The sequence below is a fragment of the Candidatus Methylomirabilota bacterium genome (assembly GCA_028870115.1).
Classification (GTDB): Bacteria; Methylomirabilota; Methylomirabilia; order Methylomirabilales; family Methylomirabilaceae; genus Methylomirabilis.
In genome coordinates, this window is record JAGWQH010000049.1 from 1 (window position 1) to 24,348 (window position 24,348).

Sequence of the window (24,348 nt, forward strand, 5' to 3'; positions counted from 1 at the left end):
ATCGACCGGCAGACTCTGGCTGAGCGTGAGCCGTATGCCAGCACGTACGAGTACGCCCTCTTTGTCCCGGAGACGGCGGTGATCCGACCGCGAGCGATCCTGGCCGCCTTGGAAGAAGAACTGGTCGCATCAGGGAAGGTCAGCATTCTGCTCCGCGAGGCCGTCCTCTTCTGCGCCAACCCGGGCTTTCGGGCGGCTGCCTTGGCGGCCTGGCGCAGGATCCTGACGCAATCGCTGCTGCAAGAGGCCAGACACCTCGTGCCCGCCATCCGCCAAGCGGATCTGGAGCGAGCCGGGCAGGCCTGAATGCTGTCTCGCCTGTATCGTCACCGGGCGCTGATTGTCAATTTCGTCACGCGTGACCTGTTGGCATAGTACATAGGCTCGGCCATGGGCCTCTTTTGGTAGGTAGCCCACATCCTTTTATCATGCTCCTCCTGTACACCTTGGTCTTTTCAGGCATCTTGCGGGTGCAGGTGGGGGCGGCGGAAGGCATCCGGATCTTTGCGCTGTACCTGTGTTCTGCGGGATGCCGCCGTGGAACGCCTTCCAGGATGGGATGAGTCGATCCACGGAGGTGATCTTTCAGCATGCCAATCTGATCAAGCGCACGATCTTCCCATCGGAGATCTTGCCGGCGTACATCGTACTGTCCTGCCTCGTCAATGAGCTGATCGGCTTGGCGATCCTCTGCGGCGCGGCGGTGCTCATCGCGCCCATGGGCTAGGCCTGTCTGTGCTCTTCCTGCCGGTCATCCTGCTGCTGCAGGTGGCTTTTACCCTTGGACTTGCCTGGATCGTGGCCGCGATCAATGTCTTCCTGCGTGATGTCGGACAACTGCTTGGGATGATCCTGACACTGTGGCTCTTTCTCACCCCCTTCTTTTATCCTCCTTCCGTGATCCCACAGTCGCTGAAATGGATACTCCTGATCAATCCGATGGGATGGGTGGTTGAGGCCTACCGGAGCGTTATCCTGCGCGGCGCCTTCCCCGCCGCATGGGTCTATGACAGCCCTGGCGATCTGCTCAGTCGTTGCCTTCAGCGCGGGCTACAGGCTGTTCCAGAGGACGCAGGGCGCCTTTGCCGACGTGATCTAACGAATGCGGTCGAGGCCCCGCGGACTGTCGAAGACGTACTTCGATAGTCCGCGGGGTTCGCTGGGGCAAGCACGGGGAGGACAGTACTCTTGGAGAGGCAACCCTGAAGTCGGCCGAGATCGAGGACCAGTTAGAACTCCTGTCTATCAACCAGTGAAGCGAGGGGTGATCGGGCACCCTCGGAGAGGGACAGGATAGCTCCTTGACCTGCTGTCCCGCAAAGGGGTGACGTCCTACATGCTTGATGTAAAATCCGCGCGGTATCCGACAGGTGCTACGCGTCCCGCCTCAACCTTCTGCAACGAATTTTCTGACACCGTGAAGGCGGGCCTGCTCCATAAGCTGCACGCCCATCATCAGGTTCTGATAAAAGAACTCTCCGGGCCGCTCTCGATTCACCCCAATTCCTCCTATCGCAGCGGCCAGATGGATGGTGATGTCGGGACTGGCATCTTCCAATAACCGCCGCACCGCGTCGAGATTGGTCAGATCGTAGTCGCGGCTCCGGGGCATAAAGATCTCCGTGTACCCCTTGGCCCGCAGATTCGCGACCACGTGAACGCCAAGAAACCCGGCGCCCCCGTGACCAGGATCCTGAGTTGTGCGTTTTAGAGCTCGCGATCAAGTCGTTCCGGATGCGCATTGATCCAGCGGAGCATCGCCTCCAAAAGGCTCTCAAGATCGCCGAGCCTCGCTGTGCAGATCTCGTACAACTCGAGATCGGAGACCTCATGGTAGAAATGCACCAGGCGATTTCGGTAGCCGGCAAGCTCCCGAAGTAGCGCCCCATGTTGCGCATCCAGCACCCCCACCTGCGCCAGGACATTTGCCACATCCTTGTACTCACTCACAGCCTGCCCGAAGCCTTTTGCCAGGACATGCCGACCTAGGTCGAGCAGCGCCTCCAATGCCCGGCGCAGATACGATTCGGCTGCAGCGATGTTGCGGGAATCTGACTGAAAGGTCTCGAAGCTCGCCCCAGGCAAAGTCCGGAGCGAGGCCACCATCCGCCGGATCCACGCCGCTCGCTCCGCTATGACCTTAGCACTCAGTTGCCCTGGGGTCATCTCGTCTCACCTGAGAGGATCAGGTGCCAACGCTCACGGGCGTATGGTGCCAGGTCGCCGGCACGCCGCAAGACGTAGAGTTCATCCTCCGCCTGGACGTCGGTGTCGGCGCACCACAGCAGTTCCCCGCGAATGACATCCAGCGCCAGAAACGGATCGGCTTCCGACAGCACCACGAGATCCACACGAGTCACCTCCAGCAGATCCTCCAACTCGATAGAGAGCCGGACCCGCTCTTGTGCCGTCAGGCGGTAGCCGGGGAGCGGCTGGACCCCGATGTCGACATCCGACTCCAGCAACGGTGATGATCCCGCCTCACCGCGCACCCGGCCGGCAACTTCGGTCGCTCGACTGCCGAAGGCGTACACCGCCCCAAGGTGGTAGCGGGCGCTGATCTCTTTCAACGTCTCTGTGACGGACATGGTCACTGTACTTTGGGTTCTACTGTGAGGGTCATGATCGCCACTACGCCTTCATCTGCTCCAGTCGCTTGGGTGGCAAGGTCTTGGCTCATCCTCCACCACCCTCACCCTCCATACGACTCAGCCGATCGCCAACATGGGTCACGATCTCTCTCGCCAGGTGCACGGCCTCTTTCGCGGCATCGCGAGTGAAGATATGAGCCGGAATGCTGTCGGGTATGCTGTTCGGATATCGAGTCGGGATGTAATAGCCATCGAGGATCGACCATCGTGTGACCAGTTGGTCGAATGCTGGGTCATATTGGGTAGCCGCTCGGCACAACCGCTCGACTGAATGACCTGCCACGATCTCTTCGCCCTGGGCATAGAGGAATGCCTTGAGGGCCTTTTCGCCGATCTGCTGGGCCAGGAAGCAGGCGATATGATACCCACCGCGCTCTGCCAGATCCTCGGCCCACCGCAGATCCTCGACGGCCTGTTGCAGCCATCTGGCGCCCTCTTCACGAGGTGCTCGTCTCATACAGGACAACCTCCTCTCGGCGTAGATGCTTCAGGTACGGTCGGTCCTGCATCCGCTCTAACTCCCCAGGGGTATAGCACAGCAGGTCCAGATCCACAGGCAGGGCCAGGAGCGGATACAACATGCGAAGGCGGTCGATAAAGCTGAGATCCGTGTCCATCACCACCAGGATGTCGAGATCGGTGAACAGATCGGCCCGGCCCCGGGCATACGATCCCACAAGACTAATTCGCTTGACCCCTTCAAGGCCGGACAGGACCGCCACAACCCGCTTCAGTGAGGACTCCAGCAATGCCGCGTAAGTTGTCCTGCCGCTGTCTATTTGGTCCATAGTTTCCATTCGATGTTCTCAGGGAGCCGAGACCCGGGAGAGGCTGTACCCGATGTCTATATCCCACTCAGGCGACTGCTGCGTGGTCGATTTGCCGCGCACCCGGTCGGTAACTTCGGTCGCTCGGCTGCCGAAGGCGTACACCGCCCCAAGGTAGCGGGCGCTGATCGCTTGCAACAGCTCTGTGATGGACATATTTACTGCATCTCCAGACGATCAAGGGCGATGAGACTTTCCAGATCGTCCAGCGCCTCAGGCAACCAACGACGAACAATCTCACGAGTCGCCTGGCAGCACGCCTCCGATGCTGCCCCAAGCATGCGCGCCGCATCCGCCAGGTCCTGCCCCAGACCGAATGAGTCGAACTGCTACTGAATATCTTTTGGGGGAACAGCCTTATGGATGATTGTTTGCGCAAAAACGGTACCACATAAAATCGACACTAAGCAAATATTTTTGGAGGCGCAATGCGCTTGACACTGTTGCTAAGGCCGGTCTAATATTCGTCAGGTCAGAAAGGTTCCCCGGTTCCCGGTGGAGGAGACAAAATCGGACGTGCAATGAATCATGAAAGAAGTGCGCGTCAGCCCGGACTCTACATTGCAGATCACCGATTCGAATCCCGGTTCATCCACTATGTCTAGCGACCGCCAACCGGGCCATGTCTCTCGACTCGTCTACACTGCCAAGATTCTTGATGTGTCACACATCTCAACTCTTTCAGCTCACCTGGTAGGGCTGCCGCCAGTCCTTGAGATTGAAGATCTCTCAATTCGTTTGCTGCTACACCGGGAGCGAATCAGATCAATACGGGATCATGCTATCCGAACCCTGAAATGCCGGAGGGGCGAACGGGGTGACGATCGTCCTGGTATCGCACGATCTTACACTGATCCAGGACACCTGCCGGACAGTTATGTGGCTCCGTCACGGACAGATCGCCGCCAGTGGACTGGCCGACAAGGTCGTGGCTGAGTACCAACAATTCAGCGCCTCGTTATCCGTCTAAGGATAAGGATGTGGTTGCCCGTAACCCTGTGCTGAACTGAGTGTGCGATTGTTTGATGTAAGTCGGAAGGGGTTAAGAGGAAAGGTCGGTTGAGCGGGAACACTGAGCAACTGGGAAGGCTTCAGCAGATCTGTGTAGAGTCCGGCGTAGCCGCCCTGTACGCCTTTGGGAGCCGAGCGCAGGAGGTCTCGCACTGGTTCATAGGACGGCGCTTCGACCTGGGGTCCAGTCGATCAGATGTGGACATCGGCGTGAAAGCTATGGCTGGTCTGACTTGGTCAGTGGCCGAGAAGGTGCGCCTGGCCGTGGCATTGGAAGGACTCCTGAGATGCCGACGAGTGGACCTTGTTATACTGGGTGAAGCCGATCCTTTCGTTGCGGCGGAGGTGGTCCGCGGGGAGCGCCTCTATGCCCATGACGAGTATGCGGCAGACGAATATGATCTCTACGTGTTGCGGCGGGCCGGGGACCTCGTACCGCTGGAGCGGGAGCGGATGGCCCTGGTGTTGGGGGAGCGCATATGATGCCGGGGGCGCTCTCAAAGCGTGTGATCGTCGATCGTTTGGCGTTGGTGGACGCGCTCCTGTCTGAGATCCGGCTCCTGCCACTTGCTGACCGCCAAGCCTTCTTTGCGGACCGCCGCAACGTCTGGGCAGCGGAGTCGTGTTTGCGCCGCTGTCTGGAAGCGCTGTTTGATATCGGTCGCCATATCCTGGCCAAGGGGTATGGCTTGGGCGTTAGTGAATACAAAGAGATTGCAGTGAAGCTTCAGACACACGGCGTGCTTTCTGCGAATGAAGCAACCATCATGCACCTGCTGGCTGGGTATCGCAACCGGTTGGTGCATTTTTATCATGAGGTCTCCACCGAAGAACTCTATCAGGTCTGCTCTCGACAGTTGGGTGACATAGAAGTCATGCAAAATGCCTGCCATCGGTGGCTTACAGCATACCCTGAGAGGCTGGATCAGGCCTTGTAACGGCTGATCTGATTGGCTCAGGCGCGGCCCATTCTCCTTACATACGATGCTGGTCAGAAGATCATAAAATACCGGCGATCGGTCTGCAGTGTGATCCCATCTAACGGCTATCCCTGTTTTTGGGCCCCTCTTCTCGCTTGACACCCGCGCCCGGACAGGGTAAAAAATAGGCCATATGCAAGGCAGGATCCTGATCGTCATCCCGGCATACAATGAGGGACAGACCATCATCCCGGCCATCCGGGACCTGAAGGCCCACGGGTTCCATGAGATTATTGTCGTCGATGATGGAAGCTGTGACCGGACGGCCGAGCTGGCTGAGGGCGAGGGGATCGTCCTATATCGGCATGTGGTAAACCGGGGATTGGGTGTTGCGCTGGAGACAGGGATCGTGGCTGCCTTGAGGCGCGGCGCCGAGGTCATCGTCACCTTCGACGGGGATGGTCAGCACCTCGCCCAGGATGTTCCACGACTCGTCGAGCCTATCCTTGGGAAGGAGGCCGACGTCGTCATTGGGAGCCGAACCCTGGACAGGGCAGAGATGCCGTTCATCAGGAGGGTGGGGAATGTCGGCTGTAACCTGATCACCTGGGCGATGTTCGGGGTGCGGACCTCCGATTCCCAGTCCGGGCTGAGGGCCTTCTCCCGGAAGGCGGCTGATGCGCTCAACATCCAGTCGAACGGGATGGAAGTCTCCTCAGAAATCTTCTGGGAGATCAGGAGGAATGGCCTGAAGTTTCAGGAGGTGCCGATCCGTCCGATCTACACCGACTATTCCCTCTCGAAGGGGCAGAGTGTCTTCGGCGGGGTCATGATGCTGAGAAACCTCATCTGGCTGTGGCTCCGGGGAGGGGCGCGGTGAAACTGATCCAGGTCCTTCTGGCCGCATTCGCCGTGGGGATGATGGTCCTGACCTGGCTCAAATCCCGGCATGCCCGACTCCGACCGCTCGCCTTCCTCTTGTGGCTCCTCCTATGGGGGGTGGTCCTCCTCGTCGTCCTCTTCCCCGACCTGACCTCGATAGCGGCCAGATACCTGGGGATGGATCGCGGGGTAGACTTGGTCCTTTATGTGGGCATGCTCTATATCTACTTCTTGATCTTCACCATCCAGGAGAAGATCGGGCGGATCGAGCGCGACCTCTCGACGATCGTTCGAGAGATGGCCTTCATGGCGAAGAAGTAAGGAAGGCTGCACGGAGGCGGTGTGGAACTCATAAACATTCCAATGTACGTATCATTCCGGCGTAGGTGGCAAGCATGAAGGCGCTTGTACTGTCCGGGGGCAAAGGGACGCGCCTTCGGCCTTTGACGCATACGATGGCGAAGCAGCTCATCCCGGTGGCCAACCGGCCGATCCTGTATTACGTCATGGATCAGATTGCGCGAGTGGGGATTAAAGAGGTCGGCGTCATTCTCTCGCCGGAGACGGGACCGGCTATTCAGGAGGCCTTGGCGCTCAACCCCTGGGGGTTGGCGATGACCTTTATTATGCAGGAGGAGCCTCTGGGCTTGGCCCATGCCGTCAGCACGGCCCGCGCCTTCCTGCAGGACGATCCCTTCCTCATGTACCTGGGGGATAACCTCGTCGGGCAGGACCTCAAGGGCTTTGTAGAAACGTTCCAGATGGAGCAGCCGGAAGCCCTGATCCTGTTGAAAGCTGTTCCGGATCCCCGACTATTCGGAGTCGCCGAGATCAACGGCGACGGTCAGATCACGCGCCTGATCGAGAAGCCCAAAGATCCTCCTTCCAATCTGGCGCTCGTGGGTGTCTACCTCTTTTCATCGGCCATTCATAGGGCCATCGCCGAGATCACGCCCTCCTGGCGTGGGGAGCTGGAGATTACCGACGCCATCCGGAAACTGCTGGAACAAGGACACACCATCCAGAGCCTTGTCCTGAAGGACTGGTGGCTGGATACGGGCAAAAAGGATGATCTTCTGGAGGCCAACCGGATTGTTCTCGATGAATTTGCCCAACAGAAGATCGAAGGTAAGGTCGATGACGACAGCAAGATCTACGGTCGGGTAGAACTGGCCCACGGAGCGCGTGTGCGCCGGAGCACGATTCGTGGTCCCGCCGTCATCGGAGAGAACAGTCTTATAGAAGATGCCTTCATCGGACCCTTTACCAGCATCGGGCATGACTGCAACATTCAGCGGGCCGTGATCGAGCATACCGTATTGCTGGACAGGGCGCAGGTCATCGGGGTGTCACGGCTGGAGGACAGCGTCGTCGGCAAGAACGCTGTGGTGAAAACACAAGAGACCAATCATACGGCATTTCGCCTGATGATCGGCGATGATGCGGAGGTTCTACTGTAGATGCCATTTCGATTCGAGCAGCTCGAGATTCCGGAGGTGATTCTTGTTGAACCAAAGGCCTTTGCGGACCACAGAGGGTACTTTGTAGAGACCTACAAACGATCCGACTTTGAAGCCAACGGTATTCCCGAGCACTTTGTCCAGGATAACCATTCGTATTCCGTGCGTGGCGTGCTCCGGGGCCTGCACTATCAGATGGATCCCAAAGCGCAAGGGAAACTGGTCAGCGTGATCCAGGGAGAGATCTTTGACGTGGCGGTAGACATCCGTGAGGGCTCACCCACCTATGGCCGCTGGGTCGGCGTCACCCTGTCCGCCAAGGATCATCGGATGCTCTATGTTCCGGCGGGGTTTGCCCACGGCTTCTGTGTGGTCAGTAACGAGGCTGATGTGGTGTATAAAGTGACGGAGGAGTATGCGCCAGAGGTCGACCGCGGCATTCGGTGGAATGACCCGGACGTGGGGGTCCGCTGGCCGACCGAGCAACCCCTGCTGTCACCAAAGGACGCCCAGCTTCCCCTGCTCCGGGCAGCCGACAACAACTTTGCGTATGGAGGCAGACCTTCATGAAGCGAGTGCTCGTGACCGGCGCCGGGGGATATATCGGGTCCGTGCTGACCCCGGCTCTGCTCAACCAGGGCTACACCGTCGTGGCGGTAGACCGGTTCTTCTTCGGCCGGCAAACCTTGGCGCCTCATGATCATCTTGAAATTCTCCAAGATGATATCCGATGGTTGGACGAGTCTGCGCTTCACGGAATCGACGCGATCATCGATCTGGCCGCCTTGTCCAATGATCCCGCAGGCGAGCTGGATCCCGAGAAGACCTGGGAGATCAACCACAGGGGGCGCGTCAGGATCGCCCGGCTGGCCAAGACGATGGGCGTCCAACGATATGTGCTTCCGTCCTCGTGCAGTATCTACGGGTTCCAAGAGGGGCTGCTCGATGAAGCGTCGCCGCCGAACCCTCTGACGACGTATGCCAAAGCCAACCTTCAAGCCGAGCAGGACGTGCTCCCTTTAGCGGACAAACGGTTCTGTGTCACGGTCCTTCGGCAGGCAACGGTGTATGGGCTGTCGCCCCGGATGCGTTTTGATCTGGCCGTGAACGGGATGGTGCGTGGGCTTTTCAAGAACGGGAAAATTCCTATTCTTCGAGACGGCCAGCAGTGGCGGCCCTTCGTCCACGTGAAAGATACAACCCGCGCGATGCTGCAGATGCTGGAAGCCCCTACCGACGTCATCAATGGTCAGATCTTTAACGTAGGCTCGGATGAACAAAACTGCCGGGTGATGCCCCTGGCTCAGGTTGTAGCGGAGGCGATGGGGGTCCCCTTTGAATATGAATGGTATGGCCTCCCTGACCATCGCTCCTATCAAGTGAGCTTCCGCAAAATCCGTGAACTGCTGGGATTTAAGGCGGAGTATACCCCGCATGACGGGGCGCAAGAGGTCTACGACGCGCTTCGCACGGGGGTTGTCAATCCTGACGATCCCAAGACGAGTACCGTTCAGTGGTACAAGCAGTTGATGGAGATGCGCCACTTGCTGAACGAAGTTGAAATACGAGGAGTACTGCTGTGAAGGTGGCGGTGCTGGGCGCCAACGGCCAACTCGGACACGACCTCATTCAGGCGCTGGCCGCGTGGGATCGTATTCCTCTGACGCACGCCGATCTCGACATCTGTGACTTCACCTCCACGCAGAAACGGCTTGCTGATGTCAAGCCGGACATTGTTATCAACACGGCGGCGTTTCATCGCGTTGATGATTGCGAAGAGCAGCCGGAGAAGAGCTTCCAGATCAACACCTATGCGGTACGGAACCTTGCGGGGCTCTGCGCGGAGCTCGATTGTGGGCTGGTGCACTTGAGCACCGACTACGTCTTCGGAGGCGAGAAGAACGCGCCGTATACGGAAGACGACGCCCCCAACCCGCTCAATGTCTATGGTGTATCCAAACTGGCGGGTGAGTACTTCGTCCGCGCCCTCTGCCCGAAGCACTTCGTGGTCCGGACGTCGGGGCTCTATGGGGTAGCCGGCTCAAGCGGCAAAGGGGGGAATTTTGTCGAGACCATGATCCGCATGGCCCGCGAGGGCAGGCCGATCCGGGTCGTAGACGATCAGGTCCTGACGCCCACGTATACCAAGGATCTGGCTCACGCCATCGAACGGCTGGTGCACACCGACGCCTACGGCCTCTACCACATCACCAACAGCGACCAATGCTCGTGGTACGAGTTTGCGGCCAGGATCTTTGAGTTGCTGGGGCTGACGCCGGATTTTGGCTCGGCGACGACGGCTGCGTATGGGCTGAAGGCGAAGCGGCCGGCCTACTCGGCGCTGGCGCATTACAGGCTGAAGCAGCTCGGGTACGATGATCTGCGGCCGTGGTCGGAGGCCCTCGACGCCTATCTCAAAGAGAAGGGGCACAAGTGAGGTGAAACCTGGTTGACCGGTGTGAGGTTGGAGCGTGAGGAACGACTGCCAGGTGCTCGTGGTCGGGGCGGGCATCACCGGGCTCATGATCGCTCGGGAGTTGGTCCGACGGGGGGCCGACCGGATCCTGATCCTCGAAAAGGAGCCCGGCGTGGGGGCGCATGCGAGCGGGCGCAACAGTGGGGTGTTGCACGCCGGCCTCTATTACACGCCCGACACGCTCAAAGCGCGCTTCTGCATTGAAGGTAACCGGCAGATGAAGGCGTTCTGCCGCGACAAGGGCCTGCCCGTCGTGGAGACCGGGAAGGTCGTCGTCGCCACGGGGCCATCCGACCTCGAGCAGCTCCATGAGCTGAAGCGGCGGGCTGAAGCCTGCGGCGCTCAGGCCTCCCTGATCGACCGGCAGACTCTGGCTGAGCGTGAGCCGTATGCCAGCACGTACGAGTACGCCCTCTTTGTCCCGGAGACGGCGGTGATCCGACCGCGAGCGATCCTGGCCGCCTTGGAAGAAGAACTGGTCGCATCAGGGAAAGTCGCCATCCGCTATGAGACCGCCTGCGTGGATCTCCTGGGTGACCGAACGATCCGCACCTTGCGTGGAACAGTCCGGTTCGAACAGTTCATCAATGCGGCCGGCGCGCATGCGGATCGGATCGCCCACCGGTTCGGCCTGGGGCTCGACTACACCATCCTTCCGGTGAGAGGGACCTATCAACGGTTGACCCGCGACCGGTCCTACCTTGTGCGCGGAAGCATCTATCCCGTTCCGGACCTTCGGACCCCCTTTCTGGGGGTCCACCTGACCAGAAACGTGGACGGAGAGGTCTATGTCGGGCCGACCGCGCTTCCCGCCTGGGGACGCGAGCAGTATGAGCGGTCGGACGGATGGAATCGGGAGGCGGGCACCATTCTGCTCCGCGAGGCCGTCCTCTTCTGCGCCAACCCCGGCTTTCGGGCGGCTGCTCTGGCGGCCTGGCGCAGGATCCTGACGCAATCGCTGCTGCAAGAGGCCAGACGACTCGTTCCCGCCATTCGCCAGGCGGATCTGGAGCGAGCCGCCAAGGTCGGCATCCGCCCCCAGCTCGTCCACTGGCCGACCAGGCAGCTTGTGATGGATTTCGTCGTGCTGACCGACGGGCCGACGCTCCATATCCTGAATGCTATCTCGCCTGCCTTCACCTCCTCGATTCCGTTTGCCCGCTATGCGGTCAGCCGCCTGCTGGGCGAGACCGGTGAGACCTATGCCATGCCCATGGAATTCGCCCGCACGGGATGAGGAGAGGGAGTTTGAGCGTAGAGGAGGAAAGGTGTTGGAAGGTGTGTCTCGCCTGTATCGTCACCGGGCGCTGATTATCAATTCCGTCACGCGTGACCTGTTGGCATTGTCATAGGCCTGGCCATGGGCGTCTTCTGGTAGGTAGCCCGTCCCTTGATCATGCTTCTTCTGTACACTCCAGGAACCTGTCGGAGAAAAATGCGCGCGACATTCATTATGCGTGAAGGTCAAGAGACGCCCGTTGTGAATGTCAAGAGTGCCGATAGATTGTCGGCACTGTCTATTTTCAAGATGATCCCTTTTAAGTAGCCACAGAGCGGACAGCGGAGATTTGTGAATGTACGCCTTTATCACGAAATGGATGAGCGAGCAACACCATTTGAAACCGGACGGGTACAGGGACGGATTTGGAGGTCGACGCGCCATCGACCTTGAAGGCAGCTGGCTCATAGTAGCGATCTTTTTGGGGTGCCTAACATGGTCTGGCGCGATGGCAACGATCGGCTGGAACAATAGCCTGTCAGACGCGCACGGTTTCAGACAAACCAACAACGCGATCACAAGTTACTACTTGATCAGGGGAGGTCCGTTTTTAAGGTATGAAACGCCAGTTGTTGGAATGCCCTGGAGCATTCCGTTCGAATTCCCTCTATACCAATGGATAGTTGCCTCGGCGGCCAGGGCCTTTGCGACTCCGCTCAACCAGACGGGCCGATTCATTAGTGAAGTTTTCTTCGTACTCTCTCTCGTTGCATTGTGGGGCGTTCTCGCGGAACTCAAAGTCGCCCGAATTTGCCGCCTCATTTTCTTGAGTCTCGTTCTGGTTAGTCCAGAATATATTTTCTGGTCCCGAACGTTCATGATGGAATCGACCGCGCTGTTTCTGGCGATAGGGTGGTTGTTCTTTGTGCTTATATATATTAGAACTCAAAAGATATTCTTCGTTCTCATTGGAGGGCTATTCGGAATTTTCGGGGCGTTAGTGAAGGCATTCACGTTGCCCGCTTTCATGTTTGTGTCGAGTTTGTACTTCGCTTGCAGTTTGCGGCGAGAGATCGATCGCGTTGGGTTTTCCAAGTCTCTGCTGCATCAGGCCATTCCCTTTCTAGTCTTGGTAAGTATGCCGATTCTCACTGCCTGGATGTGGGCACGTTATACAGATGAGGTCAAGACTCTGAACGTCGTTGGCGTGCACATGACGTCGTCCGCTTTAAGACAATGGTACTTAGGAACAGTAAGTACGCGATTTTCGGCAAGTGCCTGGCAAACGTTCTTCACCAGGATGATTCCTGATATTTTAGGAGACAATATTATTGGGTGGCTGCCTGTCGTAGGTCTGATTTTTGCGCCACATAGAGTATTGCCGTTTCTGGTGAGCATCTCCGCATTTCTTCTCGGTTTTTTGCTCTTCACTGATATGCATGTAATCCATAACTACTATTCTTTCGCGAATGGGATATTCCTGATAATTGCAATGGGTTGGTGCATTCTCGGTCTTTTGGAAAAAGGCACAGCGTACAAATGGGTGGGTCTGGCGATATTCATCGTATCTATCGGCATTTCCATTGTCGGTTACTACCAGCGCTACTACACGACTCAAAAGACCAACAATATGGAGCTACCAAATGTTTCGAATTTCGTGAAGAGCCACACGCAACCGGATGATCTGATATTGGTCTTCGGTTTGGACTGGTCTCCGGAAGTTCCGTACTATTCCGAGCGGCGTGCGCTAGCCTGGCCCGAATGGATGCCGAGAGATATGGATGCGCCGGCGATGACGGAATCTCTGGCACGATTAGGTCACAGGCGTTTTGGCGCCCTCGTGGCCTGCAACGGTGATCAGGCACGCTTGCAGTTAATTCAAAAGGCGACAAACGTATTGCAACTTGCTGAGAAACCGAAGTATGAGGATGTGAAGTGCTCAGTATATCTGCCCTCACATGAACCGGAGAACAGTCGGAATGATTAGGAAAGCCGCGGCGAAAGCATCAATGAGTCCTTCGTTCTAATCGAGACGACACCAATCACTTGTCGAATGACGTTCCCTTATCAATAAAAATATTCATTGTAATCATGTCCGCTCCTGCAGCCGTTTATCGTCCACGAAATCCGCAGTCTTCGGAATACTACCGCCGTGTGGAGGACTATTATGAAACCTTTGTCGGAATCTATGATGAGCATTTCTCCAGGCAATACGGATTCTGGCGGCGCTATGTGGAGCGATGGTGTGCCACGGTTATTACGGGGAGCACTAACTGGATTGCACTCTTACATAACATCTCAAGCAACCTCCGCCTTTAAAAAAGGGGGATGAAGAGGGATTTCCTGATCGTTCAAATCCCATCTTACCCCTCTTTGCGAAAGGGAGGAGTAAGCTATTTTATGCTCCGAGTAATAGCTGCATAAGGTCGAGGAATCGGAATCGGTCGTGATTTACCGTATGGACGTTATGCAGTAGGCGCTTGTGATATATCTTGGCGCTTGGATTTTTCTGCCGGCTGCTGCTGTCTTCCCGGACGCATGCCAAGAATTCCGAACCGCAGAGTCCATCATTTTTTGGAGTTGAAATACCATGACAGCAGAAACCCAACCGATGAGTGCTTCATCTCGTGAATTGACGATCGTTATTCCGACGTTTCAAGAACGGGACAACGTCGGCCCATTGGTTGGGCTTGTGCGGGAGGCGCTCCCAATGATCTCGTGGGAGATGATCTTCGTCGATGACAATTCCCCGGATGGAACCGCAGAGGCCGTCTGGGAGATCGGTCAATCCGATTTCAGAGTGCGTTGCATCAAGCGCATTGGGCGGCGCGGGCTGTCGTCGGCCTGTATTGAAGGTATGCTAGCCACTGGTGCCACCTACGTGGCGGTCATGGATGCGGACCTGCAGCACGATCCGATGCTTCTCAGATCGATGCTCAATATTCTCCGAGGGGACCAGGTTGATCTCGTGATTGCCAGCCGGTACATGCCTGGCGGCAGCATGGGCGACTGGGAAGTAGATCGTGTTCGGATCAGCACATTTGCTACCCGACTTTCGCGCCTGATAGCGAAGCAGCCGGTTTCGGATCCGATGAGTGGATATTTCATGCTGCGCCGCGAAGTCTTGGAGTCGGAAGTGGAGCGATTGTCCTCCCTGGGTTTCAAAATCCTGCTCGATATCATTGCTTCTAGTCCGATCCCGCTGCGTCTGGCTGAGGTGCCATTGCAATTTGGCAAGCGGTATGCTGGCGAAAGTAAGCTTTCCACTGCTGTTGCCTGGGAGTTCCTGCTTCTAATTGGCGATAAGCTGGTCGGGAGATATGTCCCGGTGCGTTTCGTCGCTTTTAGCTCCGTGGGCGTGGCGGGTGCGTTCGTCCATTTCGCGGTGCTTACAGCCGCCTTTAAGGTGATAGGCCTGAGTTTCCCGGTTAGTCAGGCGGCGGCAGTAATCATCGCCATGATATTTAACTATAGTCTCAACAATATTCTGACCTATCGCGATGTCTCTAGGAAGGGCTGGGGCTGGTTGCGTGGTCTAGCGTCTTTCATAGTAGTTTGTGGGTTAGGTGCGATTGCCAACGTGGGCGTTGCATCGTACCTGTTTGGACAACAACAAACCATGTGGGCGTTGGCGGCGATTGCCGGTATCTTTGTCGGAGCTGTCTGGAACTACGCGGTTTCTTCGCGTTACACGTGGGGCAAGTAGTAAACGATACACCAAGCGCTCAACCGGGAGATTACTGATGCCGACGACGAGTGCGAAGATGTGCTATCCTTAAGTGTCCCCTCCGGGTGAGGTAGGATGGGAAACTGGACACCAAAGTCGGGTAAAATACAATGACGGAGGTGTCAGAATGAAGGGGATTCCACAGGGAAGGTACACGAAGGAGTTTCGAGAGGAAGCGGTAAAACTGGTCACGGAAGGGAACATGACGATACCGGCAGCAGCCCGGAGGTTGGCATTACCGCCGTCAACGGTGGGGAACTGGCTGCGAGCGAGTACATCGGGAAAGCTATCCGAGGAGTCAATCCCAAAGTTAGTTGACATTGCGAAGCAGGCTCTTGTGCGAGATCGATGGCAAGTCACTGCTGATTTTTAACGGGGAATATTCTTGGTTCGATTCGCGACATTTCTCTTCTCCAACAGCTCGACAACTTTATCCCTTTGCCCCGCTTGCGCATACGCTTGGATCAAGCGTTTATCATACGCCTTGGGTGAACCCGCCAGCGGCGTCATCAATTCCTCGGCCAATTCGAACTGCTTATTAACTACCGCGGACACGGCATAAAGAATCCGTGCTTCATCAAAGTTTGTATCAAGGTCGTAGGCCCGCTTCATCACGTCAAGCGCTTTGTCGAACTGGTTCTTAATGATGTAAGCTGCGCCAAGTTCAAGTAAAACGGTCGGTTGCTTGGGAGACAGGGCAAGCGCCTTGTTCAATGCGACAATGGCTTCATCCGCCTTAAGCTCGATAACTTTATCCCTTTGCCCCACTTGCGCATACGCTTGGATCAAGCGTTGATCATACGCCTTGGGTGAACCCGCCAGCGGCGTCATCAATTCGTCGGCCAATTCGAACTGCTTGGTATAGACCGCGGCGACGGTGTAAAGAATCCGCACCTCGTCAAATTTCGGGTCAAGCTCATAGGCCCGCTTCATGATGTCAACCGCTTTGTCGTACTGATTCTTGTTCATATAAGCCACGCCAAGTTCAAGCAGAACGGTCGGTTGCTTGGGAGACAGCGCAAGCGCCTTGTTCAATACCATAATTGTTTCATCCGCATTAAGGTGGACAGTGTTGCCCACTTGCGCATACGCTTGGATCAAGCGTTGATCATACGCCTTGGGTGAACCCGCCAGCGGCGTCATCAATTCGTCGGCCAATTCGAACTGCTTGGTATAGACCGCGGCGATGGTGTAAAGAATCCGCACCTCGTCAAATTTCGGGTCAAGCTCACAGGCTCGCTTCATGACGTCAACCGCTTTGTCGTACTGATTCTTGTTCATATAAGCCACGCCAAGTTCAAGCAGAACGGTCGGTTGCTTGGGAGACAGCGCAAGCGCCTTGTTCAATACGACAATGGCTTCATCCGCATTTCTGGCTCCGTTTAAAAATAAGCCGAGGATCAGATAGTAACGCGCATCATTTGGGGTTCTACCGAGTTGTTTGTGTAGTTCACCAACGATGAAATCGTGATACTCCTTTTTCAATTGTATATCGATGGATGGATTCTGAATGACCTGTAGAGCTGCCTGGGCTAATTCTTCTTGTATCTCTTGGCCGCCGAACGAATCGTAACTCAAGGCTTGTTTGAAATAGGTAAGACTTTCCGCTGGCCTTTTCGGCTGTTGTCGCAAAGCGCTTCTGAGGGTCGTCGAGGCGTGAATAGCCTTGGCGTTTAGCGCATAGACGCTGAAGACCGTCAGCAACGCCAGCGCGGGAGCGACCACTCGATTAATCGTGCCCGCGGATATTGTGATTTTCTCTTCTGTCAGGGCTTTAATAGGCCGACCGGACATTGAGTGAATATAAGCAAGAATCGTGAAGAAGATGATGTAGCTGGCCAGGTTGTCGAACATAAATACATTCTGGAAAAGATACGCTCCAAGCATGCCGGTCAAGATACTTTTTTCGGGCAGACAATGAAAAGTTGCTCCCGGCTTCCAAAACGTACAGAGTCGTTTTATGAGAGCGTTGCAGGAAAGTCCACACTCGTTCTGTTGCCAAATATAGTAGAGAGCTGAAAGGAATATGAAGAGATATGAAAGAAGTCCGACTAAACCGCCCGCGATAAGCCAGTCAAGGAAAATATTGTGGGCGCGATCGGACCATCGATTCTCCACATACCATTGATCCGCCGGATCCGTCGCCGGATCAAAATACTTATTGAACACGTGATTGAAGTTCTCCTGTCCCCAACCAAAGATCGGCCTCTCTTCAAAGCCTTTTATGGCGATGTCCCAGACGATCTTTCTAGGACCTACCTCCGCCAGCGATAGGGAGGTCAATCGAGCAAGCGTTGGGTTCTGTTTTACAAAACTCGAATCCTTGAGGAGCGCCCAGCCAACTACGGCAAGAATGAGCGCAGCCATAACGCCAATGGCGGTCTTTTTCAGACCATTGAAACCTTTTGTGAGCAGGGCTACAGACAATCCCGCTATAAACAACCCTATGAATAACCCGAGCATCGTGCTGCGTGTGGCGGTGTGGTAGAGAATAACCAGTTCAAGACTCGCGATGAGCCCATAGATGATATTCCACCTTCTTAAGTTTCTCCGGCGCACGAGGAGAAAAAGTGCGATGAACAGATGAAGTAACGCGTAAACCGCTAAGAAAGCGGCATTCCCCAATCGTCCGGTGAGTCGAAATTCGCCTTGGTTGACAGCAAACTTTTCCAAGAGCTGCGGTACCGCGTAGATTCCCATGACCACACTGGAACCAAGCGCGGTCTGCATGAACAATATCCAAAGATTCTCAGAAATAAGCGTTGAAGCGGCCACCAGAAAATATGCCCCGAGATGCAGGATCGTGATATATCCTTCCATTCGCCGGAAGTTGGACCAGAAGCTCTTGTCAGGAAAGGGACCAAATAGGTCAGCCACCCCGATCGCTACCAAGAAAATCAGAACGGCGCCTGATAACCAAGAAAATTTTGGACGGTAATTTGCGTCGCGAAGCGCCAAAATGAGCCAAGCACCAAAAATAAGCTCGACAATAATGCGGAACGCAAAGTTCTTGCTCGTAACAAAAGGGAAATACTGACTCGTAAAAACGAGGAGTGGAACAAGCGGAATGAGGAACAATCCCCCAATCACGAAATACCGCAAGTATCTGTTGAGAGTCATACTGCAGCCAATTATAGAACCGTTAATCTGCTCTGTGGCTGTTCTGCGGGATGCTGCCGTGGAACGCTGTGCAGGATGGGTGTTCCTGGTCAAGCCGATGGGAGGTGTAGTGAGGCCTGTCGGAGCGCCATCCTGCACGGCGTCTTCCTCGCCGCGTCGTCTCCATGACGTTCCTGGCGCTCTCTGCGCGGTCGTGCGGACACAGGGCGTCTCTGCGGACGTGATCCGATGAACGCAACCGTAGGGGCGGGGGTTGACTCCGCCCGATCACGGGAATGTTGTAGGGGCGGGATAAATCCCGCCCGTCCCTCGGGAGGGCCAAAGCCCTCCCCGCCGGCATGGCTTACTCCTTATGACTTTCCTTTTGAGGCCGCCAATACCTTTTGCAACTCCTCGTCGATGACCCTTTCAAACACCGAGAAGGGCTGTGCGCCGAAGACGGGCCGCCCATTGATGAAGAAGGTTGGCGTCGATGACACGCCTAATCGTACCCCGTACTGTACGTCTTGCTCCACCAAGGGCGCATACTTATCCTGCTGGAGGCACTCGTTGAATCGCGTCATATCAAGACCCAGGGCGGTAGCTGCTTGCTTCAGGCTGGCGACCTCCAGGTCAGGCGCCTTTGCGAACAACAGGTCATGATATTCCCAGTACTTTCCCTGGTCCCCGGCGCAGCGTGCAGCCTCGGCAGCCTTCTGGGCCTGAGCGTGGAGACCTCTTATGGGAAAATCGCGGTACGCCAGCTTCACCTTTCCCGAATACTGCTGGAGCAGTTGTTTGGTTACCGACTGGCTTCGCTTACAGAACGGACATTGATAATCCGAAAACTCCACGATAGTCACAGGAGCCTCGCGGACCCCTCTGACCGGCGCTCCAGCCGCGCTTACCTCGATTCGAGGCGGCTGCATGTGGAGCGTCACCTTGGCGTTGGCCCGGAGCGTGTGGAGGTAGGCTCGCGTCGCGTCTGTTGTTTTCGCCTCTTTGAGCGCCTGGATGATCTGTTCTTTGACCTCCTCCAATGGTTGCCTTAATTTGTCTTTTTGCCCCTGGTAGAATGCCTCGATTTCGAGTTGTGTCGGCTCCGGTACTTTGGAGTCAACCTCTTGTTCCAACAACTGGTCCGGTTTGAGGCCCTTGGCAGCGGCAGCTTTCTCGAGGAGCATCACCCCGATCATGTCCTCCAGTCCCATCAGCTTAAGGTCGTAGATTTGCGCTTCCAGTTTGACCAGTTGCCCTCGGACCTTTGCCCTGAGAGCCTCTTCCGTGATCGGCTTTCCATCAACCTCTGCCACAACCTCGGCGCCACGCGTTGTCGTTTCCGCTGCCCATGCGCCGGTTATCCCCAGGTCCCCGAAGGCGCTCGGCGCGCAATTGACGAATACCAGAAGCGCCGCAACGATAAAGACCCGCCATCCCATCAACCGGTGTCCTCGTTTGAAGATCGAATGCATCTATTCCTCCTTACTTGTTGTGTGTCGGCAATGCCGACTCGGAATTATCATTGTGGAACTTCGGGGATCGTAATCCGGCGAGCCGCCTGCTGCCAGGTGCATCCGAGGGCATTGCACGCGGCCGCCGTCCACGTGACGGTTTGCCCGGCAAACGCCTTCGCCCTCGACAGATCGAGAGTGTAGCTTATCTCTGCGGATCGTTTTGCTCTAATGTCCTCGCGGACTACCGGGTCGGCTGTTCCGCAGGCGACACCCGGCTGCGACAGACAGAATGTGTAATATGTCGCCCATGGGACGGACGACCATTTGAATTCTTCAGTAGGTAAGGATGCGGCGTTGCCATCATTGGGCTCGAGCAGGGCGGGTGCAGCCGGGAGCGGAACGATCGTAATCCGGCGAGCCGCCTGCTGCCAGGTGCATCCGAGGGCATTGCACGCGGCCGCCGTCCACGTGACGGTTTGCCCGGCAAACCGCCGCACCTGGTCGACTTGCAAGTCATAGTAAAAATTACCGGAGGGGCTTCCCGATTCAATATACTCAACTACTACCGAGTCCTCCGCGCCGCATGCAACTCCAGGGCGGGTGATGCACAGCTTGTAGAACGCCGCCCCGGCTCCAGGTTTTACGACCACGAGTTTGGGAAATGCATAGAGGGTCTCTCCCACGTTAGGCAGATCCAAGACCGGCGCTTGGGGGATCGCAGACCAGGTCATCCGGTGAGGCGCCGCCTGATAGGTGCAGCCCAGATTGTTGCACGCGGCTACCTGCCATCCGAACGTTTTCCCCTGCAAGTGCTTCGGCAGACCGCCAGGCGGAGCGAAGCTCGTAGCAGTAATATCTTCATACACCTGCGTCCCCGGCCCGCCGCATGCCTGCTGAGCCTGGAACGGCTGCGGTCCAAGCTCAGCCACGCACAGTCGATAGGCCGTGGCCTCCTGTACCGGCTGCCATTTGAATGTGGGGGATGGGTTGAGACCGTACACCGTGACTTCATCGTTAGGACTGACCAGGAGCGGGGCGTAGGGTGGCGCAGCGCCTCCGGCCCCGACGACGCCCAGAGCCACAAGGCCGATTGCCAGCAGATGCGTCGCCTTCGATTTCATCGCGACCCAGTGATGTCGTGTCGATGGTATACCACATGGCATGTCACACATCTCCTCGTATGCGGCGGCCGATCTTCAGAAAGTTTCCGCGGAGGTTACTGCATGGTTGACATCCCCGAACGATGCGGCGGCGGGGCTTGATGCGACGCGCATCATCATAAGGTATAGGCGAATCCGATGCAATAGGGAAATGAGACCTGCAACCGGCCGAACAGGTCTACGTAGGCGATTCCGATTGCCTTCATGTCGCCCTCAGGGTATCCCCTCTGTGCGTGTATCGGCTTGTCCGTGCTTTGGGCGCGCGGTCAGTATCGCCATCCCGCATTACCGCTGGTTTACGGACCAAACGATGCACGTGCGCCCGCAAAGTTCGAGTTGAACCCGGCGCATGCAGCCGCTGGCCGGAAGCTCCCTATCACTTTTCGAGGATATGGAAGGGGTAAAGAGATGGACAAAAATGACACCGGCAAACCTGTGTTCGACTTCAATCCCCAAGGGGTTGATTCCCCGTAGCTTGCCGCGAGTTCGTCATACCGGCGGAAGCCGGTATCCAGAGGACCAGACTGGATTCCGTGTCAAGCACTTGTCTGCGCCTGCCTGTCGCGTGTGCGACGCAGACAGGTGCGGAGACGCACAGGCCAGGCGGAATGACGGGCCAGAACAGAAGGCGATACCCCGCGGCAAGCCGCGGGGTAGTTCATACGACGACCAGCCCCTATCAGTACAGACGATGGCCCCGACTCATGTGCCGATACGAGCGTCATCGTATCGAATGAACTCTACGCCCAGGTCCCGGCACACTTGGCGAAAACCGGGATTGATGAGCGCGCGCCGGACGCCGTCGCGACGGCGCGCGATCTCCCCACGCGCCATGCCGCGCCCGCGCCCATAAAACGCCCGCATCTCCTCGTCGTCGTGCACCGGATGGCTCACCAAGGTGTAGGTCCCAGGGGACACCTGTCGCAACTGCTCAACCCACCACTCCACCAGGTTGGCGGGGCGCGTCTGTGGGCTCGGCAGCCAGGGAACGGTCGCGGCACAAATGAGATTTTCGCGCCGGCACAGTTCTGCGAGGCGCTCTCTCAGACCCGTCACCGAACCTACGCACATGTGCTCATCGAGGTAAGAGATGTGGAGCCCATGCCGGCGCGCCGCATCAAGCTGAGCTTGCACCTCGGCGATCGCTTCGTTAATGCTCACGCCTCGATCTCGCAGTACGTCGGGGTGGGTCGTGAAATAGCCGTTTGCGTCTACGAGCGACGGAACCTTTTCGCGCGGAAGCACCGGGCCCCATTTCGGGAACTCCCATTCGGCATTCAATGTCGCGTGCAAACCCAGACAGACATCGTCGCGCCCTGCGAATAGTCGAACTGCATCGTTGAACGCAGGAGCCTGCACCATCACGCTCACGTTACGGAGAACGCCTTGCTCGCAACATTCTAAAAGCGCACGGTTCGCGCTGCGCGAGCAACCGGCGTCGTCGCCGCGTGTGACCAGTCGAACACGTATCTCGGTAGGTGTGGCGTCAGGTTTCATGGTCGCCGTGATCAACTCTTAAAACTCGAAGCAGGTCATGGTTTACGGTGGGCGGTGGCCGAAAGGCTGAAATCAAGTAAAGCATGAAATGAACCTGAGTGTCAAAACAAAAGTGGGTGGCCCCTCTTCTCGCTTGACAGCAGCGCCCGGACAGGGTATGAAAGAGGCCATATGCACGGCGAGATCCTGATCGTTATTCCAGCATGCTCGGATCGGATCCCTTCCTTTCCTCCTTTCTCCTCCAGTGGGTGTGGCCCTGGTCTTCTGTCTGGGCGTGCTCTATATCTGTTTCATCTACGTGACGATCGTCGGGAGATTGTCTTCATGGCCAAAGCGTAAGTACGGATGCACGGAGACAGTGTGAAAGTGATGGACGCGCCAGTGTACGATTCGGCCCGTCGCCAGCCGCCGATGTTCGAAGAACTGTTCGACATCGTGCGGTATCGGGATCTGGTGGTGCAGTTGGTGCGGCGAGATATCGTGACCCGTTATAAACGCTCGGTATTCGGTGTGGCGTGGACGATGCTCCAACCGCTCGCGATGATGATGGTGCTGACCATTGCCTTCTCTCAGGTCCTCGGAACGACCCGATCCTATGCTGCGTACACCCTGAGCGGTCTGGTGTTCTGGCAGTTTTTCGCCCAGACGACGATGATGGCCTCGCGCCAGTTGATCGCGGGTGGGAGCCTGCTCCACCGGATCTACATTCCCAAAACTCTCTTTGCGTTCTCCGCCATCGGAACAGGCTTGATCCACATGCTCCTGTCGCTCATCCCCATGGGAGTCGTTATGGTGGCGACGGGCACTCCGCTCAGACTCACGGCCCTGTTGCTCCCGGTTCCGATCCTGTTCTTGGTTGCCTTTTCCCTTGGGATCGGCCTCCTGATCTCGGCTGGAGCCGCATACTTTCCCGATGTGAACGAGATCTATGAGATCGTACTGAGCGCCTGGATGTATCTGACCCCCATTATCTACCAAGAGGACATCATCCCGGAATCGGCCCGCTTTTTTGTGTTGACGTTGAACCCGATGCACCACCTGCTCCGACTGTTCCGTTTGATCCTCTACCAAGGGGTGTGGCCGAGCTCCACGCAGCTCGCTTCGGCAGTGGTTGCAGCGTTCACGACGCTTGCAATCGGGTGGATCGTCTTTACGAGGAAAGCGAATGAGTTGGCCTATCGAGTCTGAGCCGCGCGAAGTGGTCCTTCGGCTGGAGCGGGTGTCGGTCCGCTATCGGGTAATGCGCGAAAGGATCGACACCATCAGGGCGTATCTGATACACCAGCTCAAGCAGCGGGTGCGTTACGATGAATTCTGGGCGCTTCAAGACGTGGACCTGGAGGTGTACAAGGGCGAGGTTCTGGGGGTTATCGGACGGAACGGCGCCGGGAAGAGCACCCTCCTTAAGGTTGTCTCCCGTGTGCTTCAGCCCACCAAAGGGCGAGTATGGATCAAGGGGCAGGTCGCGCCCCTCCTGGAGCTGAGCGCGGGATTTCACCCGGAACTCACCGGGCGAGAAAATATCTTCCTGAACGGCGCCCTGCTGGGTTTTTTGCGGAAAGAGATGGAGGCGAAAATCGATCAGATCGTAGAGTTTGCCGAATTGTGGGACTTCATTGACGCGCCGCTGAGGACCTATTCGTCGGGGATGACGGCCAGGCTCGGTTTTGCCATCGCCACCGACGTCAGGCCCGATATTCTCATTGTGGACGAGGTGCTGGCGGTGGGGGATGAGGCGTTTCGGCAGAAGAGCGAGGCGCGCATGAGAGGGTTTCAGGCGCGGGGGACGACGATTCTGTTCGTGTCCCACACCGCGGCGGCGATCAAGACGATGTGCCAGCGGGCGGTCTGGCTCGACAAGGGGATGGTCCGCATGGTTGGGGAGGCGGAGAACGTGCTCAATATTTACCAGCAGGAGTGTCAATCATGAAGACGCTGATGCTGTCCTGGCAAGGAGATCGTTGA

At 56.9% G+C, this 24,348-nt stretch carries 28 protein-coding genes; 18 read left to right on the plus strand and 10 right to left on the minus strand.

Going from position 1 to position 24,348, the window contains the following annotated elements; genetic code table 11:
- The 3 genes from KGL31_05570 to KGL31_05580 form a co-directional block, all read left to right on the plus strand.
- Positions 1–306, plus strand: a 306-nt coding sequence (locus tag KGL31_05570; GenBank protein MDE2321372.1) for an FAD-binding oxidoreductase, incomplete at its 5' end; no start/stop codon positions are given.
- 253 nt (positions 307–559) lie between these two features.
- Positions 560–727: a hypothetical protein gene (locus tag KGL31_05575; protein ID MDE2321373.1), complete on the plus strand. Its 168-nt coding sequence runs from the start codon at positions 560–562 to the stop codon at positions 725–727.
- Positions 728–735: 8 nt separating this feature from the next.
- A complete protein-coding gene (locus KGL31_05580; protein MDE2321374.1) occupies positions 736–1,146 on the plus strand; it encodes an ABC transporter permease in 411 nt (136 codons plus the stop codon).
- A 241-nt stretch (positions 1,147–1,387) separates the two neighbouring features.
- On the opposite strand, the gene KGL31_05585 is transcribed toward KGL31_05580, so the two are convergent.
- The 6 genes from KGL31_05585 to KGL31_05610 all read right to left on the minus strand — a co-directional run bounded on the left by KGL31_05585 (position 1,388) and on the right by KGL31_05610 (position 3,634).
- Complete coding sequence (locus KGL31_05585; protein ID MDE2321375.1) at positions 1,388–1,654, minus strand: NAD-dependent epimerase/dehydratase family protein; 267 nt, start codon at positions 1,652–1,654, stop codon at positions 1,388–1,390.
- A gap of 53 nt (positions 1,655–1,707) precedes the next feature.
- Positions 1,708–2,166: a DUF86 domain-containing protein gene (locus KGL31_05590; protein MDE2321376.1), complete on the minus strand. Its 459-nt coding sequence runs from the start codon at positions 2,164–2,166 to the stop codon at positions 1,708–1,710.
- Complete coding sequence (locus tag KGL31_05595; protein ID MDE2321377.1) at positions 2,163–2,588, minus strand: hypothetical protein; 426 nt, start codon at positions 2,586–2,588, stop codon at positions 2,163–2,165. The genes KGL31_05590 and KGL31_05595 overlap by 4 nt, the downstream gene beginning before the upstream one ends.
- 88 nt (positions 2,589–2,676) lie before the next feature.
- Positions 2,677–3,108: a HEPN domain-containing protein gene (locus tag KGL31_05600; protein MDE2321378.1), complete on the minus strand. Its 432-nt coding sequence runs from the start codon at positions 3,106–3,108 to the stop codon at positions 2,677–2,679.
- Positions 3,089–3,439 carry a nucleotidyltransferase domain-containing protein gene (locus KGL31_05605; GenBank protein ID MDE2321379.1) on the minus strand — a complete coding sequence of 117 codons (351 nt, stop codon included), beginning with the start codon at positions 3,437–3,439 and terminating at the stop codon, positions 3,089–3,091. The genes KGL31_05600 and KGL31_05605 overlap by 20 nt, the downstream gene beginning before the upstream one ends.
- A gap of 18 nt (positions 3,440–3,457) precedes the next feature.
- Positions 3,458–3,634, minus strand: coding sequence for a hypothetical protein (locus KGL31_05610; GenBank protein ID MDE2321380.1), 177 nt, complete (start codon positions 3,632–3,634; stop codon positions 3,458–3,460).
- A gap of 661 nt (positions 3,635–4,295) precedes the next feature.
- Between KGL31_05610 and KGL31_05615 the strand changes: the two genes are divergently transcribed.
- The 13 genes from KGL31_05615 to KGL31_05675 all read left to right on the plus strand — a co-directional run bounded on the left by KGL31_05615 (position 4,296) and on the right by KGL31_05675 (position 15,546).
- A complete protein-coding gene (locus KGL31_05615) occupies positions 4,296–4,448 on the plus strand; it encodes a hypothetical protein (GenBank protein ID MDE2321381.1) in 153 nt (50 codons plus the stop codon).
- An 89-nt stretch (positions 4,449–4,537) separates the two neighbouring features.
- Positions 4,538–4,972: a hypothetical protein gene (locus tag KGL31_05620; protein MDE2321382.1), complete on the plus strand. Its 435-nt coding sequence runs from the start codon at positions 4,538–4,540 to the stop codon at positions 4,970–4,972.
- Positions 4,969–5,427, plus strand: coding sequence for a DUF86 domain-containing protein (locus KGL31_05625; GenBank protein MDE2321383.1), 459 nt, complete (start codon positions 4,969–4,971; stop codon positions 5,425–5,427). The genes KGL31_05620 and KGL31_05625 overlap by 4 nt, the downstream gene beginning before the upstream one ends.
- A 175-nt stretch (positions 5,428–5,602) precedes the next feature.
- Complete coding sequence (locus tag KGL31_05630) at positions 5,603–6,289, plus strand: glycosyltransferase family 2 protein (protein MDE2321384.1); 687 nt, start codon at positions 5,603–5,605, stop codon at positions 6,287–6,289.
- The gene (locus tag KGL31_05635; GenBank protein ID MDE2321385.1) at positions 6,286–6,612 is read left to right on the plus strand and encodes a DUF2304 domain-containing protein; all 327 of its coding nucleotides are present in this window, start codon (positions 6,286–6,288) and stop codon (positions 6,610–6,612) included. The genes KGL31_05630 and KGL31_05635 overlap by 4 nt, the downstream gene beginning before the upstream one ends.
- Before the next feature lie 74 nt (positions 6,613–6,686).
- Positions 6,687–7,751, plus strand: a complete 1,065-nt coding sequence (locus KGL31_05640) for a glucose-1-phosphate thymidylyltransferase (protein ID MDE2321386.1) — start codon at positions 6,687–6,689, stop codon at positions 7,749–7,751.
- Complete coding sequence (rfbC, locus tag KGL31_05645) at positions 7,752–8,321, plus strand: dTDP-4-dehydrorhamnose 3,5-epimerase (GenBank protein ID MDE2321387.1); 570 nt, start codon at positions 7,752–7,754, stop codon at positions 8,319–8,321. It begins immediately after the preceding gene.
- Complete coding sequence (locus KGL31_05650; GenBank protein MDE2321388.1) at positions 8,318–9,334, plus strand: SDR family oxidoreductase; 1,017 nt, start codon at positions 8,318–8,320, stop codon at positions 9,332–9,334. Before rfbC ends, KGL31_05650 begins: the two co-directional genes overlap by 4 nt.
- On the plus strand, positions 9,331–10,188 hold the full coding sequence (rfbD, locus tag KGL31_05655; protein MDE2321389.1) for a dTDP-4-dehydrorhamnose reductase: 858 nt from the start codon (positions 9,331–9,333) through the stop codon (positions 10,186–10,188). The genes KGL31_05650 and rfbD overlap by 4 nt, the downstream gene beginning before the upstream one ends.
- An 85-nt stretch (positions 10,189–10,273) precedes the next feature.
- Positions 10,274–11,464: an L-2-hydroxyglutarate oxidase gene (lhgO, locus tag KGL31_05660; protein MDE2321390.1), complete on the plus strand. Its 1,191-nt coding sequence runs from the start codon at positions 10,274–10,276 to the stop codon at positions 11,462–11,464.
- 337 nt (positions 11,465–11,801) lie between these two features.
- Positions 11,802–13,433 carry a hypothetical protein gene (locus KGL31_05665; protein ID MDE2321391.1) on the plus strand — a complete coding sequence of 544 codons (1,632 nt, stop codon included), beginning with the start codon at positions 11,802–11,804 and terminating at the stop codon, positions 13,431–13,433.
- Positions 13,434–14,036: 603 nt separating this feature from the next.
- Entirely contained in the window at positions 14,037–15,152 is a 1,116-nt protein-coding gene (locus KGL31_05670; protein MDE2321392.1) for a glycosyltransferase family 2 protein, read from the plus strand.
- Between the two features lie 148 nt (positions 15,153–15,300).
- On the plus strand, positions 15,301–15,546 hold the full coding sequence (locus KGL31_05675; protein ID MDE2321393.1) for a transposase: 246 nt from the start codon (positions 15,301–15,303) through the stop codon (positions 15,544–15,546).
- Here KGL31_05675 and KGL31_05680 read toward each other — a convergent pair.
- The 4 genes from KGL31_05680 to KGL31_05695 form a co-directional block, all read right to left on the minus strand.
- Complete coding sequence (locus KGL31_05680) at positions 15,543–18,263, minus strand: tetratricopeptide repeat protein (protein MDE2321394.1); 2,721 nt, start codon at positions 18,261–18,263, stop codon at positions 15,543–15,545. The two genes, KGL31_05675 and KGL31_05680, sit on opposite strands and share 4 nt — an antisense overlap.
- A gap of 380 nt (positions 18,264–18,643) precedes the next feature.
- A complete protein-coding gene (locus tag KGL31_05685; GenBank protein ID MDE2321395.1) occupies positions 18,644–19,744 on the minus strand; it encodes a thioredoxin domain-containing protein in 1,101 nt (366 codons plus the stop codon).
- Positions 19,745–19,791: 47 nt separating this feature from the next.
- Entirely contained in the window at positions 19,792–20,889 is a 1,098-nt protein-coding gene (locus tag KGL31_05690; protein ID MDE2321396.1) for a hypothetical protein, read from the minus strand.
- A 699-nt stretch (positions 20,890–21,588) separates the two neighbouring features.
- Positions 21,589–22,383, minus strand: coding sequence for a ChbG/HpnK family deacetylase (locus KGL31_05695; GenBank protein ID MDE2321397.1), 795 nt, complete (start codon positions 22,381–22,383; stop codon positions 21,589–21,591).
- Positions 22,384–22,752: 369 nt separating this feature from the next.
- Here KGL31_05695 and KGL31_05700 point away from each other — a divergent pair, with 369 nt between their 5' ends.
- Positions 22,753–23,571, plus strand: a complete 819-nt coding sequence (locus tag KGL31_05700; GenBank protein MDE2321398.1) for an ABC transporter permease — start codon at positions 22,753–22,755, stop codon at positions 23,569–23,571.
- A complete protein-coding gene (locus KGL31_05705; protein MDE2321399.1) occupies positions 23,549–24,313 on the plus strand; it encodes an ABC transporter ATP-binding protein in 765 nt (254 codons plus the stop codon). The genes KGL31_05700 and KGL31_05705 overlap by 23 nt, the downstream gene beginning before the upstream one ends.
- The last annotated feature ends 35 nt before the right edge of the window (positions 24,314–24,348 follow it).